At 48.1% G+C, this 21,067-nt stretch carries 16 protein-coding genes; 5 read left to right on the forward strand and 11 right to left on the reverse strand.

Annotated elements, in window-relative coordinates:
- Window positions 1-235 precede the first annotated feature (235 nt).
- On the reverse strand, window positions 236-2,308 hold the full coding sequence (locus tag MWG26_RS12945; protein ID WP_025657153.1) for an elongation factor G: 2,073 nt from the start codon (window positions 2,306-2,308) through the stop codon (window positions 236-238).
- Window positions 2,309-2,527: 219 nt separating this feature from the next.
- Complete coding sequence (locus MWG26_RS12950) at window positions 2,528-2,845, reverse strand: hypothetical protein (RefSeq protein ID WP_055154895.1); 318 nt, start codon at window positions 2,843-2,845, stop codon at window positions 2,528-2,530.
- Window positions 2,846-3,202: 357 nt separating this feature from the next.
- On the opposite strand from MWG26_RS12950, the gene MWG26_RS12955 reads away from it, so the two are divergent.
- Entirely contained in the window at window positions 3,203-4,297 is a 1,095-nt protein-coding gene (locus MWG26_RS12955) for a prephenate dehydrogenase (protein ID WP_025657151.1), read from the forward strand.
- A 29-nt stretch (window positions 4,298-4,326) separates the two neighbouring features.
- Entirely contained in the window at window positions 4,327-5,619 is a 1,293-nt protein-coding gene (gene aroA / locus MWG26_RS12960; protein ID WP_025657150.1) for a 3-phosphoshikimate 1-carboxyvinyltransferase, read from the forward strand.
- 118 nt (window positions 5,620-5,737) lie between these two features.
- Here aroA and folK read toward each other — a convergent pair whose 3' ends face one another.
- The 9 genes from folK to MWG26_RS13005 form a co-directional block, all read right to left on the reverse strand.
- The gene (gene folK, locus MWG26_RS12965) at window positions 5,738-6,559 is read right to left on the reverse strand and encodes a 2-amino-4-hydroxy-6-hydroxymethyldihydropteridine diphosphokinase (protein ID WP_025657149.1); all 822 of its coding nucleotides are present in this window, start codon (window positions 6,557-6,559) and stop codon (window positions 5,738-5,740) included.
- 36 nt (window positions 6,560-6,595) lie between these two features.
- Window positions 6,596-7,420, reverse strand: a complete 825-nt coding sequence (gene folP / locus MWG26_RS12970) for a dihydropteroate synthase (RefSeq protein WP_025657148.1) — start codon at window positions 7,418-7,420, stop codon at window positions 6,596-6,598.
- Window positions 7,421-7,437: 17 nt separating this feature from the next.
- Window positions 7,438-7,920, reverse strand: a complete 483-nt coding sequence (locus tag MWG26_RS12975) for an HD domain-containing protein (protein WP_025657147.1) — start codon at window positions 7,918-7,920, stop codon at window positions 7,438-7,440.
- An 18-nt stretch (window positions 7,921-7,938) separates the two neighbouring features.
- Window positions 7,939-8,493, reverse strand: coding sequence for a GTP cyclohydrolase I FolE (gene folE / locus MWG26_RS12980; protein ID WP_025657146.1), 555 nt, complete (start codon window positions 8,491-8,493; stop codon window positions 7,939-7,941).
- Window positions 8,490-9,788, reverse strand: a complete 1,299-nt coding sequence (locus MWG26_RS12985) for a bifunctional folylpolyglutamate synthase/dihydrofolate synthase (RefSeq protein ID WP_025657145.1) — start codon at window positions 9,786-9,788, stop codon at window positions 8,490-8,492. Before MWG26_RS12985 ends, folE begins: the two co-directional genes overlap by 4 nt.
- A 167-nt stretch (window positions 9,789-9,955) precedes the next feature.
- Window positions 9,956-11,230: a class 1 isoprenoid biosynthesis enzyme gene (locus tag MWG26_RS12990; RefSeq protein ID WP_025657144.1), complete on the reverse strand. Its 1,275-nt coding sequence runs from the start codon at window positions 11,228-11,230 to the stop codon at window positions 9,956-9,958.
- A 609-nt stretch (window positions 11,231-11,839) separates the two neighbouring features.
- On the reverse strand, window positions 11,840-13,528 hold the full coding sequence (locus MWG26_RS12995; RefSeq protein ID WP_025657143.1) for a [FeFe] hydrogenase, group A: 1,689 nt from the start codon (window positions 13,526-13,528) through the stop codon (window positions 11,840-11,842).
- A 12-nt stretch (window positions 13,529-13,540) separates the two neighbouring features.
- Window positions 13,541-15,427, reverse strand: a complete 1,887-nt coding sequence (gene nuoF, locus MWG26_RS13000; RefSeq protein ID WP_025657142.1) for an NADH-quinone oxidoreductase subunit NuoF — start codon at window positions 15,425-15,427, stop codon at window positions 13,541-13,543.
- 4 nt (window positions 15,428-15,431) lie between these two features.
- The gene (locus MWG26_RS13005; protein ID WP_025657141.1) at window positions 15,432-15,905 is read right to left on the reverse strand and encodes a complex I 24 kDa subunit family protein; all 474 of its coding nucleotides are present in this window, start codon (window positions 15,903-15,905) and stop codon (window positions 15,432-15,434) included.
- A 1,490-nt stretch (window positions 15,906-17,395) separates the two neighbouring features.
- Here MWG26_RS13005 and MWG26_RS13010 point away from each other — a divergent pair.
- Genes MWG26_RS13010 through MWG26_RS13020 form a run of 3 tightly spaced genes read left to right on the forward strand, consistent with a single transcriptional unit; the run spans window position 17,396 to window position 20,766 of the window.
- Window positions 17,396-17,773, forward strand: coding sequence for a GntR family transcriptional regulator (locus MWG26_RS13010; protein WP_025657140.1), 378 nt, complete (start codon window positions 17,396-17,398; stop codon window positions 17,771-17,773).
- The gene (locus MWG26_RS13015) at window positions 17,766-18,668 is read left to right on the forward strand and encodes an ATP-binding cassette domain-containing protein (protein WP_025657139.1); all 903 of its coding nucleotides are present in this window, start codon (window positions 17,766-17,768) and stop codon (window positions 18,666-18,668) included. The genes MWG26_RS13010 and MWG26_RS13015 overlap by 8 nt, the downstream gene beginning before the upstream one ends.
- Window positions 18,643-20,766 (forward strand): DUF6449 domain-containing protein, encoded by a 2,124-nt coding sequence (locus MWG26_RS13020; protein WP_025657138.1) that lies wholly within the window; start codon window positions 18,643-18,645, stop codon window positions 20,764-20,766. The genes MWG26_RS13015 and MWG26_RS13020 overlap by 26 nt, the downstream gene beginning before the upstream one ends.
- Window positions 20,767-21,067 lie beyond the last annotated feature (301 nt).

Here is a 21,067-nt window from a genome sequence, read left to right on the forward strand (position 1 = left end):
GGGGAGGCGGATTATGCTGAACTGGTGGGACTGCAATTGTTTGGGAAGGAAAAGTACGTATGCTGATTTCGGAAGCCTTAAGAGTGCCTTAGAAGTTCTTGTAGCGGAAAAGCCGCATCTTATGGAGGAAAATTGATTCCGAATCAATTTTCCTCCATAAGATGCGGCTTTTTTACTGCCAGAACTTCTTGGCTAAGCAGCTGATTTCCAAAATCAGCAGACTCCTTCCCGCCTCCTACTCTTCAGCTCTTGCTGCGATTTCTTTTTCCTGTACGTCGGATGGCGCCTGCTCATATCTTGCGAATTCGTAAGCATAGGTTCCACGGCCACCTGTCATGGAACGGAGTACTGTACAGTATCCGAATAATCCGGTCATTGGGATATCGGCCTCTATGACCTGTTTGCCGCCCGTGATCGGGTTCATCCCCAGCACGCGTCCACGTCTTTTGTTCAGGTCTCCCATGACATCACCTGTATATTCGTCCGGTACTGTAACCTTTAAGGAAGCGATTGGTTCTAAAAGTACCGGTCCTGCTTCCATAAATCCTTTCTTGAATGCCTGCACTGTTGCTGTCTTAAATGCCATCTCAGAGGAATCTACCGGATGGTAGGAACCATCGTAGAGAACTGCTTTTACTCCTACAACCGGGTAGCCTGCAAGCGGGCCTTTTCCAACGGAATCCTGAAGACCTTTTTCGACTGCCGGGAAGTAATTCTTCGGCACCGCTCCGCCGACTACTACTTCTTCGAATATATATGGTGTCTCCAGATCCCCTGACGGCTCAAATCTCATCTTAACATGTCCATACTGTCCGTGTCCGCCTGACTGTTTCTTATACTTAGTATCCACGTCAGAATTCTTGCGGATTGTCTCCCGGAATGCAACCTTTGGCATCTCCAGTATAATCTCAACTTTGTATCTGTTCGCGAGCTTGCTAGCCGTGATCTCCAGATGCTGGTCCCCCATACCATAAAGTAAAGACTGACGGTTTTCGCTGTCATTTACTGCCTTCAGTGTCATATCCTCGGCCATCATCTTAGCCAGTGCCTGTGACACTTTATCATCATCCCCTTTGTTCTTTACGGAATACTTCATATATGTATACGGGATGGAGAAGTCTGTCTTAGCGTAGGAAACCTGCGTTGCTTTTGTAGAAAGAGTGTCTCCTGTCCTTGTATTGGACAGCTTTGCAATTGCTCCGATGTCTCCTGCAAACAGTTCGGTAACTTCGGATGGTTTATTTCCGCAAATCGTATAGAGCTTGCCCGGCTTCTCTTCTGCGTCCGTATCTGCATTGAAAAGAATATCGTCTCCCTTTAATACGCCGGAGCACACTTTAATCAAAGAATATTTTCCAATAAAAGGATCGACCATTGTCTTAAACACATAGGCTGTCTTTGCTTTTGAGAAATCATAATTCGCCTCAAATATGTCATTGGTCGTTCTGTTAATTCCTGCACAGCTTCTTTTATCCGGGCTCGGGAAGAACCTGACAATATCAGAAAGGAGATTGGCAACACCCTGCGCCTGAAGATTGGAACCCATTCCTACCGGAACAATATCTCCGTCCATAACTTCCGTACGCATAGCTGCCCGGATCTCTTCAACAGAAAACTCTTCCCCTGAAAAATACCGTTCCATGAAATCTTCACTTGTCTCTGCTACTGCTTCCATCAGGGAGTCTCTCAGTATCTCAAGGTTCGCCTTGCAGTATTCGGGAATCTCGCATTCTTCTCTCTGTCCAATCCCAGTATATCTTCTGCCTGCGTTCTTAATCACATTGATATAGCCAACCAGCTTTTCATTCTCGCGGATCGGCTGGAAGTGCGGAGCTATCTTTTTGCCGTATCTCGCTGTCAGATCCTCTACAACCTGACGGAAACTGGCGTCATCCACATCCATCTCAGTCACATAGATCATACGCGGAAGATTGTACTTATCGCATAATTCCCACGCCTTCTCCGTCCCAACCTGTACACCTGCTTTACCGGAAACTACAATTACCGCTGCATCTGCTGCACTGACTGCCTCCTCAACTTCCCCGACAAAGTCAAAATATCCCGGCGTGTCCAGAATATTAATCTTGGCCTTTTCCCACTCAATAGGAATCAGAGATGTGCTGATAGAAAAACCACGCTTCTGCTCTTCTTTATCAAAATCACTGACCGTATTATTGTCTGAAATCTTACCCATTCGGTTTGTTGCCCCTGATACATACAACATTGCCTCTGCAAGGCTCGTCTTGCCACTCCCGCCGTGGCCAAGCAATACTACGTTTCTAATCTCGTCTGTTCTGTAAACCTTCATGCTGCTGCCTCCTTGTGTGTCGTTATTATGTGCATGGTTTCTATCATACTCGCCGTGCACACGTATTATGTGTATATTGTACTAAAAAACTAGGACCATTACAACTCCTTTATGAATTTTTAACAAAGAATTTAGGGGGAATGGGCGGGAAATTTTGGATGAAGGGCCGCATCCAGGCAATCCCATTCCCCTTCCCCGTACGCTGGGTTCATCCAATTTTTACAGGGCAATTCCCAGGGGGATTCTTCCGGGGGCAGCGTATTTGATCTGCTGGGCGGATATTTTTGTGCTGTGGTTGGGGATGATATTTATACGCAAGGCCTGCTTCATCTTATTATTTATTCGCTGCAGCAGTAATATCCACTTTTTTATTTTCTTTGAAGCCTGCCATGCATACTCCCCTACCAGCCAGTCCCATCCGCTGCTCCCCTCCCGCCTTAGGGCCCCCAGCATGCCAGGGGCCGTTTGCTGCAGTGCATTATTCCCGGCCCGTGCAATGTGCGGCTCCAGGGGGACGTCTGCCGGTTTTGTGGGCATAGAATAAGCTTAGAAGCGCTTAATGCCGTACCGGAGGATTTTATGGATGGGAGCTGGCTTCCAGGCCGGCTCCCAAGCGGGGTCTGATCCGTGCAATCATCAGATTGCACGGTGAATCCCCGTGGTTCCATAAAATCCTCCGGTACGGCATTTACCGCTTCTTAGCGAATGGGCAGCCCCCAAAACCGACAGACGTCCCCCTGGAGCCGCACATTGCACGGGCCGGGAATAGCACTGCAGCAAACGGCCTCCTGGCAGGCGGCCCCCCCCCCTCCTTTTTATTTACTTTTTGGGGAGGAGGTGTTAAACTGTTTTTGTATGTTTTGTATTTGATTTTACTGAAAGGAATGAATCACCATGACTAAAAAGATTGGCTTCATCGGCCTCGGCCTGATTGGCGGCTCTATCGCTAAGGCTGTCAGGCAGTACTATCCTGATTATGAACTGCTGGCCTTTGACAAAAGTAAGGAGACACTGGCACTGGCAGTTCAGGAAGGTACTATTCAAACTTCCTGTTCTTCAATTGATGAGAATTTCAGAGGGTGCAGTTACATTTTTCTTTGTGCACCTATTTCCTATAATACCGCCTATCTTACACAGTTGAAGGAGTATATCCATCCGGACTGTATTCTGACTGATGTGGGAAGTGTAAAGACTTCGATTCATGAGGAGATTACCCGGCTGGGGCTAGAAGATAATTTTATTGGGGGGCATCCTATGGCAGGCTCCGAGAAAAGCGGATTCGTGAACTCAAAACCTGTGCTGATTGAAAATGCCTACTATATTCTGACTCCTTCTTCCAGGGTTCCGAAAGAAAAGGTTGCAGAATATAAAAGTTTTGTGGAGTCCCTGAAAGCGCTTCCTATTATATTGGATTATAAAGAGCATGATTATGTTACAGGGACGATCAGCCATCTTCCTCATATTATTGCGTCCAGCCTGGTCAATTTTGTACGGGATACTGATACGGAAGATGAACTTATGAAAAACCTGGCCGCAGGAGGTTTTAAGGATATTACCAGAATTGCTTCTTCCTCTCCTGTGATGTGGCAGCAGATCTGCCTGAAAAACCAGAAAAATATTTCCCGGATCCTGGGGGATTATATTGAGGTTCTGAAACAGGCAAAGGAGTCCGTGGATGAAGGCTCAGAAAACGACCTGTTTTCCCTGTTCGAATCCTCCAAAGACTATCGGGATTCCATGCCCAACAGTTCTGCCGGGCCTATCAAGAAACGCTTTGCGGTTTACTGTGATATCATCGATGAGGCAGGAGGAATTGCCACCATTGCAACCATACTGGCCAGCAATAATATCAGTATCAAAAATATTGGTATTGTACATAACCGTGAATTTGAGGAAGGCGTACTGCGCATCGAATTTTACGATGAAAGCTCTTCAGCTAAGGCAGCTGAACTGCTGAAAAAATACCGTTACATCGTCTACGAAGTGTAATTTGCATAAGAGAAAGGATTTTTAAAGATATGGAATTAACAAATATTACGGGATTAAAAGGAGAAGTGGCCATTCCCGGAGACAAATCTATTTCCCACCGCTGTGTTATGTTCGGCTCCATCGCGAAGGGAATCACCGAGATTCATAATTTTCTGGAAGGTGCCGATTGTCTGGCTACCATCGACTGTTTCCGGAAAATGGGGATTGATATTCGGCAGTCCGGGGACACCATTACGGTGCATGGGAAGGGCCTCCACGGTCTTTCCGCTCCTTCTGAGATCCTGGATGTAGGTAACAGCGGCACGACAACCCGGCTGATTTCCGGAATTCTGGCAGGACAGTCCTTTGATTCCAAGCTCTCAGGTGATGAGTCCCTGAATTCCCGCCCCATGAAAAGGATCATCGAGCCGCTGACTCTGATGGGAGCAAATATTTCCAGCATCCTCCGCAATGGCTGTGCACCGCTGTACATTACAAAGGGGGATCTCCATGGCATTCACTATGATTCTCCCGTTGCATCCGCACAGGTTAAATCCTGTATCCTGCTTGCAGGCCTGTATGCAGACGGCGAAACTTCTGTGACGGAGCCGAGCCTGTCCCGCAATCATACGGAACTGATGCTTGCCGAATTCGGAGCAGATGTCTCCACGACGCATGATCTCAGAAGTACAAAAGCGACAGCCTTACTCCGTCCATGTAAAGAACTCTACGGACGCACGATCACCGTACCGGGAGATATTTCATCCGCGGCCTATTTTATCGCAGCGGGGCTGCTGGTGCCGAATTCAGAGATTTTGATTAAAAACACCGGCATCAATCCAACACGTGCCGGCATCCTGAAGGTTTGTGAAGATATGGGCGCAGATATCACGCTTTTAAATGAACGTATTGAAAGCGGCGAGAAAATTGCCGACATTCTGGTTCGTACAAGCCGTCTGCACGGTACCACGGTGGAAGGCGATATCATTCCCACACTGATCGATGAGATCCCGGTCATTGCAGTCATGGCCGCCATGGCGGAAGGCACTACGATTATCCGTGATGCCGCAGAGCTCAAGGTTAAAGAAACCGATAGAATCGAGACTGTCACCGACAATCTTAAGGCAATGGGATGCGATGTAACGCCGACCTCGGACGGCATGGTCATAGAGGGTGGAAAACCGCTTCACGGAGCAACGATCCACACCCTTCTGGATCACAGGATTGCTATGGCATTCAGTATTGCTGCTCTTGTAGCAGAAGGCAATACGAATATACTGGACAGCCACTGCGTGGATGTGTCCTACCCGACCTTCTACGACACTTTTGAACAATTACTCTAAAATTACATCTGCACACAACACAAAAAACCGGGCCATGCAGTCACAGAGACTGAATGGTCCGGGTCTTTTTCACACCGCAAACGCTTCACCGGGATCCTCTCCGGCATTCGCTTCCCGTTTATTGACTCTGCTCAACCTTCTCCAGCAGCTCACGCACTGTCTTCCCGTTTCCAGGATGATGCTTATATGGCGCGATCTCATGAAGGGGCTTCAGCACAAAATCACGTTTGTGCATCTCGACGTGGGGAATACAAAGTGTATCCGTCTCCACAATCAGATCATCGTAAAAAATAATATCCAAATCCAGGGTCCTTGGCCCCCAGTGTATAATGCGCTCCCGCCCAGCATGTGCTTCGATCTTATGCAGCTCCTCCAGCAGTTCCTCCGGCGGCAGCAGCGTCCGCAGCTCCAGACAGCCGTTCAGGAAATCATCCTGCTCTGTCATGCCGTAAGGCGGGGTAACAAGCCAGCCGGAGGTTTTCACTACCCGGCAGTCCTCTCTCCGATCCAGTTCTCTGACCGCAGCATTCAGATAGCCTTCTTTGTCCCCCATGTTAGATCCCAGGGCAATATATGCCGTATGCCACTGCCTGGCAATCCTGACTGACACGTATTCCACCGGAAGGCCCAGAGGAGCCCACGGCTTTTTCACCTCCAGCTCCACCTTCTCCAGATGTGCAGTATGCATAAGAAGCTCCTCTGCCAGACACTCCGCGGCCCGTTCAATCAGCTTATACGTATTCTTCTTCATAAAAGTAACTATAAACTGGCTGACCTCGCCATAATGAATGGAAGCCGCCAGGTCATCTGTCTTTCCGGCATGCCTGGTGTCCGTATAAAGAACCGCTGAGATCAAAAACTTCTGCCCCAGCACATTTTCCTCCGGAAATACGCCGTGATTGGCAAATACCTCCAGATTTTGTATCTTAATCTGATCCATAATCCCGTCCCTCTATATGTCGTTTTCTCAAAGGGGTCAGACCCCTTTGCAGTCATGTTCCCTCATAATAGCTTCTGTCATCTGAATGGCCCGTTTGTTTCCCTTCACATCGTGCACACGCACAAAGGAACACCCTCTTAGTATCCCAAGCACGGTGGTTACGAGGGTTCCCTCTTCCCGCTGGCTGGCCGGCAGATCCAGTGTCAGGCCGATTACGGACTTTCTGGAGGTTCCCAGTAAAATAGGGTACTCCAAAAATTTCAGACGGTTCAATTCCTTGATGATTTCCAGATTCATCTCATACGTTTTTCCAAAGCCGACCCCTGGATCCAGTATGATCTTATCTTTTGCAATACCAGCCTTTCTTGCTATGTCAACACTTTCCTGCAGATCCATCAGAACCTCCGGCAGAAAATTCACGTATTCTGCTTTCTCCCGGTTGTGCATCAGGCAACACGCTGTCTGACTTTCAGCGATTACGTCCGCCATCCCGGCATCATATTTGAGCCCCCAAATATCATTCACAAGAGCAGCGCCGGCCTGAACTGCAGCTTTTGCAACGCTGCTCTTGTAAGTGTCGATGGAAATGGGTGTGTCAAACTCCTGCTTCAGCCTTTCTATCACGGGCACGACCCGCTCGGTCTCTTCGTCCTCCGTAATCTGGATATGCCCCGGACGAGTCGACTCTCCGCCCACATCCAGTATATCCGCACCGTCACGCACCAATTCCTGTGCATGCAGAAGCGCCTTGTCCAGATCATTGTACATTCCGCCGTCGGAAAATGAATCCGGCGTCACGTTCAGAATCCCCATGATATAGGTATGATGTTCCGTGTCAAACTCCCTGCTGCCTATTTTCATCTCTTATACCAGTCCTTTCACCATTTTATCTCCATATTCTTCTTTTCACTGCTCCAGTTGCATTCCTTCTCCGCCGGGCACGCATAACATGCTCTGGACAATTTATCACTTTCATATAAAAGTCTGCCAAGCACAGACTGATTCTCACTGTCCCGTCTGTGCTCCAGAATTGCCTGAAGAATCATCTGTCTTTCTTCTCCTGTAAATGTATCCGTATCCTCCAGTATCTTTTCTGCCGTCTCTTTTCCGGCGGTCTCGTGGGGTATGCCTTCCGTATACTGGCTGGCCTTGCCGATATCATGCAGAATTGCCGCCGCGTAGATCACCTCTTTCTTCAACCCCAGTCCGTTCTCCAGACTCCGGATATATGCGATCCGGGCCACATCCAGCAGATGCGTCATCTGATGCCTGCAGAACCGCCGGTCCCGTTCCAATTCCTCCAACCGCTTGCAGCTGCTTAGATACAAAGGATGCTTTCTGATCAATTCAATCTCTTTCATATACAAAATCCCGTTCCTTTATCTGATCATCTGAAAAAACAGATTGGTCAACTCCGGATCCTCCAGAAATACGCCTCTCTTAACTACTGTCACGGTCTGGCTCCCTGGTTTTTTGATTCCCCGCATTGTCATGCACATATGTTCTGCCTCTATCATCACAAGTACTCCTTTTGGCTTCAGATGCTCCATCAGGGCATCTGCAATCTGCCCCGTCAGCTGCTCCTGAATCTGAAGCCTTCTGGCAAATGCTTCTACAGTTCTGGCGAGTTTGCTTAAGCCTACTACCTTTCCGTCGGGAATATATGCAATATGGGCCTTTCCATAAAAGGGAAGAAGATGATGCTCGCATGTAGAATAAAAGGTAATATCTTTTTCCATCACGATTTCGTTATTGTCTACGTGAAATGTCTTTTTCAGATGCTCTGCCGCATCTTCTTCTATCCCGCCGTATATTTCCTCATACATCCGGGCAATACGCTCCGGAGTCTCCTTTAAGCCTTCTCTTTCGGCGTCTTCTCCGATCCCTTCCAGAAGAAGCTTAACCGCCTGTTTAATCTTTTCCTGATCTATCATAACTTCTCTCCCATATCCTCCGTCAATTCCATAACCCGTCCCAGATAGGACAGCGAACCAAATGCCAGTACTACATCGTCTTTTCTAGCAGAAGCACAGGCTTCCCTCACGGCCTCTTCTATCCCGGATGCCTCTTCTACCGCCCCCACACAGTAAGGCAGCAATGCCTGCTTTAATTCATCCGCGCCCAGCGTCCTGCCCTGATCCGGCAGCTCCACAGTATATATCTTATCCGCCAGAGGACCCATGATCTCTGCTATCTTGTCATATTCCTTATCCCGGAATACTCCCATAATAAAGAGCATGCGCCTGCTGGGGAAATATTGTACCAGAGACTCCCGCAGTCTCAGCGCCGCTTCCTCGTTATGTGCCCCGTCCACAAGCACCAGCGGATCCCTGGCAACACAGGTCAGCCGTCCGGGCCATGTTGTTTTTGCAAAACCTTCCTCCACAGCCCGCCTTGAGATCTCATATCCCCGGTTTCTAAGTGCCCGGATAACTCCAAGAACTGTTACGGCATTCTCAATCTGGAATCTGCCTGCCAGCGAAATTCTGATATTTTCCCACTCCCGGTAGGAAAACCGCTGTCCATCCCAGTTTTCTTCTACCATTACTGCCTCCCTGGGATACACAACCTCCATGCCGCATTTCAGCTCCCGGGCCTTTTCGACGAGTACCGTCATCACTTCCGGCTTCTGCAGCGATGTGACAACTGTACAGCCCGGCTTTATAATTCCCGCCTTATTAGCCGCAATCTCCTCCAGGGATTCGCCCAGAAAGCCCATGTGATCCCTGCTGATGGATGCGAATACGGCAAGCTCCGTATTCTTCACAATATTGGTTGCATCCAGCAGTCCGCCCAGACCGGTTTCTAAAACGACTAAGTCGCAGCGCCTCTTTCTGAAATACAAAAAAGCTACTGCCGTCTCTGCCTCAAAAACGGTGGGGCTGGCCTCACCTCTGGCTTCCATACGTGCAATAGCTTTCTTAACTTCTTCCACTAATTCTGCGAACTCATCTTCCGGTATCCACTTTCCGTCTATCTGAATCCGTTCCAAATAGGAAACCACTGTTGGTGATACATATCTGCCGGTTCTATACCCTGCCTCACTTAAAATTGTTGAAGTGTATGCAAGCACAGATCCCTTGCCATTCGTTCCTGCAATATGTATGAACTTCAGGTCATCTTGAGGATGCCCAAGTTCACGCAACAGACCTCGAATCGTATCCAAGCCAAGTACACTTCCGTATTTCGACACTTCGTCCAAATATACCCTTGCTTCTTTATAGGTCACGTTTCTCGTTTCCTTTCTCTATCTCTTCTATAAATTATGTAATTATTCAGTTTACGCTGCAGAATAATGTATTCCACTGTTGTCAATCATAGCACTAAATGCATTTTATCACAAGAGAAATTTATTCTCGCCATCCCGGTACTGCCGGGGCGCATTAAACACCTTCCCTATTCCAAAGAAGGTACCTGGCACCAGACATCCAGTATCTCCATCATATTTACCGGGCCGTGCTGCATGTTCTCCCGGTTCTTGGTATTTTCTGCATCCATCCATGCAAAAAAACCCGCAGGCAGTACGGACCATTCCTCCATCTTTCTTTTAAACTTTTCCGAAAAATACTGTTCATTTTGGAACACAGTCATAATTACCAACTGCACACAGTTATCCAGCACAAAACCTTTATACGCCTCTTCCCCGCTCCAATAATTTTCAAAAACATATTTTAGAAAAGACAGCAGACGTCCCACAATTTCGTCCAGAAAGCCGGCTCCCGCACTCAGCGTCATCAAGGTCTGATGTCCGTTTCCGGCATCCTCATCCACGTCCTGCAAATCATCTGCAAGCTGCAAAAAGAGCCCGAATCCCGTAAGAAACAGGACATCTTTTTCCTTTAGATTCCCATCAATCATGCACTGATCCACATAGATAGAAGCCCCGCCCTTATAAGCTGACATCTGCAGAAGCTCTTCCGCCGTTTTCTCCGTCTTTCCCTGCTGCTCCATACTTTTAATCTGGGCATCATAAATGGTCAGCAGAAAATCATAAAGTCCGCTGAATATTTTTCTGGGATAAATATCTTCGACCGAATCAACCATGGAGAAAACTTTCTGTTCCAGATCGTCTTCCGCCTCTGTTTTGATTCCGTTCAGTTTCTGCTCCAGCCTGCAGTTAAATGCAGCCTTTTCCTGTCTCGTTTTTTCACCGTCCAGAAAATTATCCGTATAAGGATAAAGCAGGCTGTACCCCCAGATCGCCTCATGGAACCACCTGTCAGAACCATCCGCAAGGCACAGCATAAAATATACAAAATAATTTCTCAGTGCCTGTCCAAGATCCTCCAGTACAAGTTCCCTGTCAAACACTCGCGTATGTCGGATAAACGTTCTAACCGCCTCTAGGAATCCGTTCCTCACATCGCCCGGCAGCCGCCCCAGCTGGAACATTACATCCTTATCCATAGCGTCGGACAAGGCTTTCTCCGCCTTCTCCCGCCACATCTTCTGACCGTGAACGGCCTGAGGGAAGCTTTGCAAATGCCCGTTCAGCTTCCCCCAAACCTCCCTGCACCGTTTATCATTTTCAGCCCGCTCTTTTACAGAAATAGCACGGAACATCCACGCACCCGCTACCGCAGGAGTTTTCTTCCAAACATCCGTCACGGTCTTCACCGCCGCAGTAATTCTATACCGATCATCCTCCCGAATCGTTTCCCAAGTATCCATAATATGCCCTCCTGTAAAAAGCCGCAGCCGTTAATACACTCCCTGTTCCCAATACTTCAAAAGTATAGCACGATCCTCCCTCAAAAACAACTAAAGGAATGGGACTGTTATATGAAGAAAAGGGAGCGGAAATGAAAGGGATAGGCGGAAACCTTCCCTAATCCGACTTGTCTATCTCCTGTCTGGCCACGATATCACCTCATACTTTCAATATCATTCCCCTTCCGCTCTCCCGTCCTGAATCCCATCCCGCACAGCCACTAAAAGGTAAGGAGAGCGCCCGCCTCTTTGGGCTGCGGGATACGGCGTGGGGCAGGATGTCTTCCGGTGATTGCGGATGCCTGAAGTGTGCCGTGTTTACGTAGGGATAAAATAGAAAAATCTGATGGACAGACTTTGCTTTACCAAGTAAAGTCTGAGGCGACTAAGGCCCCCAATTATCAAATTGGGGATCGCATGTCGCCGGTTCCATCAGATTTTTCTATTTTATCCCTACGTAAACTAGGCAAAACGGCCGGCATCCGCAATCACCGGAAGACATCCTGCCCCACGCCGCATCCCGCAGCCCAAAGAGGCGGACGCTCTCCTTACCGTCTCGTCAGCTGTAAGCTAATTCACCTCATTATGCAGCAGTTTATGTTCTTTTCCTTTCAATATGCCCTCATAAGCCGCCTCAACGATCGGATTCTGGTTTGAAAGTTTGATCTGTGCCATTGTGTCGATCTTATAAAGTCCTTCCAGTCTTGCTTTCTTTGTCCTTGGGCCGATCGGCACAGGCTGCCCTCCTCCGGCGATACACCCTCTCTTACAAGCCATGACTTCCACGAAATCATAGTGCACTTCTCCTGCTTTCATCTTCTCCAGTACTTCGGAGGCGCATTGCAGACCATTCACAACAGCGATTTTAACTTCTCTGTCTCCCAGTTTTACCCTGGCTTCCTTGATACCGTCTACACCGCGCACCCCGGTGAAACTGATTGCTTCCAGGTCTTCCGCCTTATTGCTGTTAACAAGACGCCGCAGCACTGCTTCTGTCACACCTCCGGTAACCCCGAAGATTGCGCCTGCGCCGGATGCCAGTCCAAATGGCATGTCCAGTGCTTCCGGCTTCACCTGTGCAAGATCGATTCCAGCTTCCTGGATCATCCGGGTAACCTCTGTGGTTGTCAGCACATAATCCACATTCTGCTCCCCATCTGTAAAGTGTTCCGGTCTTGTGATCTCCGCTTTTTTTGCGGTGCATGGCATAATCGAGATAACCATGGTCTTCCTGGTGTCTTCCGCCGCCTTCATACGTGCCTCTTCCTTAATCAATGCGCCGAACATCTCCTGCGGAGAACGGCAGGTGGAAATATTCTTCCTGAATTCAGGATATCTATTTTCACAGAACTTCACCCATGCCGGACAGCAGGATGTGAAAAGCGGAAGATTTTCTCCTGATTCCAGGCGTTCCAGCAATTCTTTGGATTCTTCCATAACCGTCAGATCCGCGCCGAAATTAGTGTCGTATACTTCGTCAAAACCGATACGGCGAAGAGCCGCCACGAGGCGTCCAAGCACATTTTCACCTTTTTTGATGCCGAACTTATCTCCCATAGCCACCCTGACCGCCGGGGCAATCTGTACAACCACACGGACATTCTTGTCACTGAGCGCACGCCATACCGGATCTACGTTCTGTTTAATCGTAATTGCACCGGTCGGACATACCGCGCGGCACTGTCCGCATCCTACACAATCCGTCTGCGCCAGATCCTTGTTAAATGCCGGCGTCACCTGCATTTTGGAACCGCGGAATGCGAAATCCAATATACCAAGGCCCTGAATCTCGTCGCAGGTTCTAACACAGTCACCGCACAGTATACACTTATTTGGATCCCTCACAACACACTCTGATGTCGTATCTTTCTCCAGCTGTTTTTTATTATTTTCAAACCTTACATCCATAATTCCAAGCTGTCTCGACAGCTTCTGCAGTGTACAGACTCCGTTTTTAGCACAGGTAGTACAGTCACGGCAGTGGGATGCCAGAAGCAATTCGATAATCATCTTTCTGTGGTGCTGCAGTTTTGGCGTATTTGTATAAATCACCATTCCGTCCCTGGGTGTCTCTGAACAGGATGCAAATATCCTTCCTCTGTTATCCTCCACCACACACATACGGCAGGCACCGTAGGTAGATAGCTCCGAATGATAGCAGAAAGTAGGAAGGTCAATCCCGGCTCTGCGGATGACGGAAAGAACATTCTTTTCATTCGTAAAGGCGACCCTTCTGTTGTTGATTGTCATATAACTCATGTTCGTTTCCTCCTACCCTTCAATATGTATCGCACCAAATGCACAGGCGCTCTCACAGGCGCCGCACTTAATACATTTTTCATTATCAATGACATAAGGTTCTTTAATCTGTCCGCTGATCGCACCTACCGGACAGTTTCTCGCACATTTGGAACAGCCCTTGCATCGTTCCGGGCTGATGATAAACTGCCGCATTGCGGTACAGTTGTGGGATACACATTTCTTCTCAACTACATGTTCCTCATACTCTTTTCTGAACAGCTTCAGCGTACTGATGACAGGCAGAGCCGCACTCTTGCCCAGACCGCACAGTGCTGTGTCCGTAATAGTATCCGCGAGCTCCTCAAGCAGATCCAAATCCTCCAATTTTCCATTTCCGGCCACGATTCTTTCCAGGATCTCCAGCATGCGCTTTGTGCCTTCCCTGCACGGAACGCATTTTCCGCAGCTTTCATTCTGCGTAAAGTTCATGAAGAACCTTGCGACCTCCACCATGCAGGTATGGTTATCCATTACAACCAGTCCTCCGGATCCAATCATTGCGCCCATCTTCTTCAAGGAATCGAAATCCAGATTAATATCCAGATGCGGCGTAATCAGACAGCCGCCGGAGGGACCGCCGATCTGTACGGCCTTAAATTCTCCGTCCCCCTTAATTCCGCCGCCGATGTCATAAATAACTTCGCGGAGGGTGGTTCCCATGGGAACCTCGATCAGACCTGTGTGCTTTACACTTCCAGTGAGAGCAAACGCCTTGGTTCCAGGACTGCTCTCCGGTCCGATGCTTTTAAACCATTCAGCGCCTTCGTTGATAATCATGGGAACATTTGCAAATGTTTCTACATTATTCAGTACGGTCGGTTTCGCAAACAGGCCCTGTTCTACCGTTCTTGGAGGCTTCACACGCGGCATGCCACGGTTCCCTTCTATTGAGGCTGTAAGAGCACTGCCCTCACCGCAGACGAAAGCTCCCGCTCCCCTGTTAATATGTAAACGGAAGGAAAAATCAGTACCCAGAATGTGATCTCCCAGCAGGCCGCATTCTTCTGCCTGTGCGATCGCCAGTTTCAGACGGCTGATCGCCAGCGGATATTCGGCACGCACATATATATAGCCTTCGGAAGCGCCAACAGCATAAGCAGCGATCATCATACCTTCAATCATCTTATGCGGGTCTCCCTCCATAATGCTTCGGTCCATAAATGCGCCCGGGTCTCCCTCGTCACCGTTACAGACAACATAACGTTCTTTTTCCTGCTGTTTAGCCACCTGTGACCATTTATAACCGGTCTGGAAGCCGCCGCCCCCGCGTCCGCGCAGATTAGATTCTGTAATTTCCTCAATTACTTCCTCCGGCTTCATATTGAACAGTGCCTTTTCAAGAGCCTGGTATCCGCCTGTGGAAATATACTCCTGGATATGCTCTGCATCAATATGTCCGCAATTTTTCAGCACATTTCTTGTCTGCTTTTTATAAAATGGAATCTCGTCCTGTTTCTGGTACTCAATGCCATCCTGTTTAAATAAAAGATGCCTGATGATCTCTCCTTTTTCAATCGTTCTGTGGAATATCTCATCGCAGTCATCCAGCTGTACCTTTGTATACAGAATTCCCTGGGGCTCTATCCTCATCAGAGGTCCCATCTCACAGAATCCATGGCATCCGCTTTTCTTAATGCCAAGTTCTCCATCCCCATGTGCGATCTCTTCCCCAAAATGCACTTCCACATCCGGATTTTCATCGACCAGCTCACACATTCTCCTGTAAATGTCACCGGAACCGCCTGCCAGACAGCCTGTCCCCGCACAAATCAGCACCCTGCATTTACTGTTTTCTATCTGTGCTTTCGAAGCTTCACGTACCAGCCCGAGAGCTTCTCTGTTCTCAATTCTCTCCATATCTCTAAGCTCCTCTCAACTCGCGAATTAATTCAGCTGCTGCATCCGGCGTCATTGCCGGATATACCTTATCATTCACTGTAAGCACCGGCGCCAGCCCGCAGGCCCCGAGACAGGAAACCGTTTCCAGAGTAAACAGCATATCATCTGTTGTTGCTTTTTCGCTGGAAAGGCCCAATTCGCTGTAGAGACGCTCCAGGATCGGAATCGATTTACGCACATGACAGGCTGTTCCATCACATACCTTGATGATGTATTTTCCTTTTGGCTCAAAAGAAAAATTCTCATAAAATGTTGCCACACTATAAGCCTTTGCCTCATTAATGCCTAGCTTCCCTGCCACATAGCTCAAAAGCTCAGGCGGCAGATAACGGTATTCCGTCTGAATGTCCTGAATAATAGGAATCAGTGATGCCTGTTCCGCCCCATGTGACGCTATGATTTCATCTGCCTTGTCATAGTAGGTCTGATCTAACATGAGATACCTCCTTAAACTGCGTTTATAAAGCTTTCAAATCCTTATAAACTGTACTTTTGTATGATATAGTTAAAATTTTATCAATCACTGTTTATTATATGGTAAATGTGGATTTTAGGCAATAGGAAAATACACTTTTTCTCAATAAAATCGGGATTTAGTGACGAGCTTTAGCCTTGGCGCGGATGGGGGCGCTCCATAAAGGGATAGCCGAAAACCTCCCGGAGAACATCCATGTCCTTTCAAAAATGCGACCACGGGCCTAAGAAATTCTAGGCGGGAAACAGCCCTGAAAATGGAGCACCACTGACACATCACGAGAAATCCGATGATTTCTCGCGCTGGGTCATCTGATTTTTGGATTTGGAATCCAAAAATCTCTCCATTTTCCGGGCTGTTTCCCACCAAGAATTTCTAAGGTCCGCTTTGAGCGTTTTTGAAAGGACATGGATGTTCTCCGGGAGGCTTTCGGCTATCCCTTCATGGAGCTGGCGCATCCAACCGGCAGGAAAAGGACTCGTTCCTAAGGTGGGGCCTCAAACGGGGGCAGCGTATGGTATTAAATTGGCGGGACTTCTATGTCCCCAGTAGGTGTACATAAGCGATGGGATACGGTTCCAGTATCAAAATAATTCAATACACATCTTGAAGATGAAAAGATACGCATAGCCAATCCACATCCGCTGCCCTGGTCCGGGATCCCACCCGGTTGGCGAGCTTTCCAGCCGATTGGATGAGCCAGCTTTATGACAGGGAGGCCGGGGAGGCGGATGGAATTGGCTATGCGTAACATGCATCTTGATTAAATGGATTTTAAGGCTTTTATGTATGGGAGCTTTGGGACTGTTTTTGAAGAAATCTATTTATTTAGTAACGATTATCGTGTGTAACTCCATATGTTTTTTTATTAATGAACCATACAATCTTTTAAATCCAGTATATTTACGGGTAACAAGGCGATCTAACACTTACACTTATATAAACGAATCACCAATTCTGTTCCATCCGTTGCTACCGTACGAGGGCCCCTCTGGGGAATGAGCTCTTAACTACCGTTTGGATGCAACAGCGAATGACGAGGTGAGTCCGGGAGCTGGCGGGGCAATGTCTGCTGGTGAAAAGTCCATAAAGCGAGCGATTAGAAGCTGTTGAAGAAAACGGAACGGGAAGGGAGGGCAGAATTTGCCTTACCAGGCAAATTCTGATGCCGCCTGCGGCGCGAATGCATCGGCATTCGGGCCAAATGCGGCATGTACCTCCCTTCCCGTTCCGTTTTCTTCTACAGCTTCTTCGCGAAGTGTCAGGACATTTCACCAGCAGACATTGCCCCGCCAGCTCCCGGACTCACCTCGTCATTCGCGTCCTCCGTCCGTCAACGAGGTCTAAAGCTCGTTAACTATATCCCGATTGACTTTATTGAGTTGATATGTTATATTAAGTGTATTAGTTGAATTAGTACACTTCACACACCAACCATACAGGAGGTTCGCATGATAAACATTGATTATCAAAGCAGGACGCCCATCTATGAGCAGATTGTCGAACGTTTCCAGATGCTCATTCTAAAAGGCGTATTAAAACCAGACGACCAGATGCCCTCCGTTCGCGCCCTTGCATTACAGCTGTCCATTAATCCGAATACGATCCAGAAGGCCTTTGCCCAGCTGGAACAGCAGGGATATATTTATCCGGTTAAGGGGCGGGGGAATTTTGTTTCCGGCAGCGGTCAGCTGGCAAAGCAGAAAAAGCTGGCATTTTTTGAAGACTTAAAAAAACTGATTTTCTATGGCATGGAGATGGGAGTCACCCGTGAAGAATGCAGTAAAATAATTGATCAGCTTTATCAAAAGGAGGTTCTGCATGATTGAATTAAAAAATATAGACAAAACATTTCAGAATATCCATGCAATAGATCATGTTACCGCATCGATCAGCGAGGGGATGATCTTTGGACTGGTGGGCAGTAATGGAGCAGGGAAAAGTACTCTTCTGCGCCTGATTTCGGGGATTCTGAAACCAGATGACGGGGCTCTTCTTGTGGACGGACAGCCCGCCTACGAGAATCGGGAGGCCAAAGAGAATATCTGCTTTCTCTCTGATTCTGCCTATTTTTTTCCCAATGCGACACCCGCGGTCATGCGGGATTACTACGCGATGGTCTATCCTCAGTTTGACAGCAAGGCATTTGACAGTCTCGCAGAAAAGCTGGACATCACACTTACCAGGAAACTGAATACATTTTCCAAGGGCATGAAAAAGCAGGTATCCCTGCTGCTCGGCCTATGCACTGGGACAAAATACCTGCTCTGTGATGAGACATTCGATGGACTGGATCCGGTCATGAGGCAGGCAGTAAAGAGCCTGTTTGCCGCAGAGCTGATGCAGCGGGATTTTACTCCGGTCATTGCCTCCCATAATCTCCGGGAGCTGGAGGATATCTGCGACAGCATCGGGCTGCTGCATAAGGGGAAGCTTCTGCTCACCCAGGATCTGGATCAGATGAAATACCATGTCCATAAGATCCAGTGCGTCCTTCCAGACGAAGCCAGGGAACAGCAGCTTCTTCAGGAACTGACGGTCCTGCAGTACGAGAAATCCGGTTCTCTGATGCTGATCACAGCAAGGGGAACAAAGGAAGCGCTTCTCAACTGTGTTAATTCGAAGGCTCCTGTATTTGCAGAAATACTGCCATTAACTTTAGAAGAAATCTTTATCAGCGAAACGGAGGTAGCCGGCTATGACATCAAAAATCTCATACTTTAAATTTATAGAATCCGACATCAGGCGCCGGGGATGGCTTGCCGCCCTGAGCGCGGTCCTGCTGTTCCTCATCCTTCCGGTTTATACGCTTCTCTCAATCGACAGTATAAAGAACCAGCCATGGTACAAAGACGGCAGCGGGGATTTCCAAAGTTGGGCTTCAGGAACATTTCCCGGGTTTTTTAACGGTTCCACGAACCGCTATTTTGCTGTATTGATCGTGATCCTGGCTGTTCTTTGTGCGGTAACCGGATTCTCCTATCTGCACTCCAGAGACAAACAGGACTTTTATCATTCCATGCCGGTCAGGCGTGTACAGTGGTTTGCGGTCTCATACTGGGGCGGCCTGATTATTTTTCTGGTACCCTATCTGTTGTTCGCATTGTCCACACTGCTGATTGGTCAGGCGCACGGAATATTGAACAGGGACATTTTGCTGACCACCTTTACCTCTGTGATGGGAGGCATCCTGGGCTTTTTGATCTGTTATCACACCAGTATTCTGGCCATGTTCCTGACAGGACGCATTGTTACAGGAGTACTTGCTTCATTTGTCCTGCTTATATACGGGAACATTATTATGTTTCTTATGGGAGGACTTGCCTCTAAATTCTTTCATACCTGGACCAGCAGCTCCCCCGCCATTCTACAAGAGGTCGCGGAATATATGACACCAGCCACCCTATATTTGCGGACATTGCGTACGACTACCCTGCGGCCATCGTCTCCGGCTGTCCTGATCTGTGCTGTTCTGTGTGCTGTCATACTGATCGCGGCTGCTCTTTTAATCTATAAATATTATCCGGCAGAGGCGGCTGAAAATGCACTGGCCTTTTCCAGATCAGCTCCTGTCATTAAGATCCTGATCGCGGTACCCACCGCATTATTTATCGGTTTATTTATCGATTCCTTCAGCGCAGGCAGCGGCTCACGGTGGATTATTTCTTTCAGTATACTTACCGTAATTCTGCTCTGTCTGCTGATTGAATTCATATACCACCAAGACATCCGGCAGATACTGGCGGGAAAAGCGTCAATGGCCCTATCCCTTTGTGCCGTGGCGGCAATTCTGTGTATCCTGCAGTTTGACCTGTTCGGATATGACACTTATCTGCCAAAAGAAAAAAAGCTCGCCGAAATGTCTGTATACACCGATAATTTTTCCGGGTATTTCGACTATCCGGAAAGCTATGAAGGAGTCCACTATGACCAGCTGAATGCCCCGGCCGCAGCCATCACCGATTACGAGACACTGTACCGTTTGTCAGAAGAAGGCATAGAGAACCTGAAGCAGGGGATCACACCCCAATTCATTAATCTGGGAAACAGCTCCCAGGATGCTGTCGTTGTCACAATGCGTTTTGGACTCACGAACGGGAAAAATATTTACCGGCAGTATGCAGTAGACAAAACAGCACTTTTGAATGCAATGAAACAGGCCTGTGAGAGTGAATCATACCGAAAAGAGCTCTTCCCGGTCTTCCATCTGAACCAGGAAGACATCCTGGGTATTTCTATGCAGGATATCTATTACAAGGCCGATTCACTGCCCTTAAACAGGAAAGAACAAAACCAGCTTATCAATGCCTACAAAGAAGACGTCCTGAACGCAGATATTGCAGAACTACAGAACGAAGCCCCATTGGGTGAACTTATCGTAGATTTTCCAGACAAGTATGCTGCTGAACCCGTAACCGGAAAAAGCGTGCATAAAATTCAGTTAGGCCAGTTTTATGTCTATCGTTCCTATACAAATACACTGCGCCTGCTGGAGGAACACGGATACAAATTCCGAACCGAAATTAGTCCCGATGACGTTGCACTAATGACCTACTATCCAAATGAAGGCACAGACGATGTATATACTCAAAATGCTGGCCTTGGTTATTCAACCATAGAAAAGCAGAAATCATCCTATGATTATTCCTTCGGAGACGGAATCCCCGTCACCAGTCCTGAAGAAATCCAGAAACTTCTGGATCAGATCAGCTATGACGAATGCAGCGGACTACTTGGAAACTATAAGACTACAACAGGATCCGTAGAAATCACCCTTAACGGAAAGGCTTATCCCAATACTTATGCGGTTTATGGAGAGTGAGGGGGGTGGCAAAAGGGCCGCTGCGTGGAAGTGGAGCAGGGCTCTCCTGGATACGGTATTAGGGCATAAGTGCCGCTAATCAAAATCGGAGCCGGCATGTTGAACATCGCAGACACTCACGAGAATTCTGATGAATTCTCGCTGCGGGTCTGCTTTCTTCCAGGCCTTGTGGGCCTGGAAGAAGTTCACATGCTGGCTCCGATTTTGATGAAGCGGCACTAATACCCTAAAAGACGCATCCAGGAGAGCCCTGCTCCACTTCCACACAGCTGGTCGCATCCTGTCAGAAGTTACCGTCACT

This window comes from Faecalicatena contorta (assembly GCF_022835095.1).
Lineage (GTDB): Bacteria > Bacillota > Clostridia > Lachnospirales > Lachnospiraceae > Faecalicatena > Faecalicatena contorta.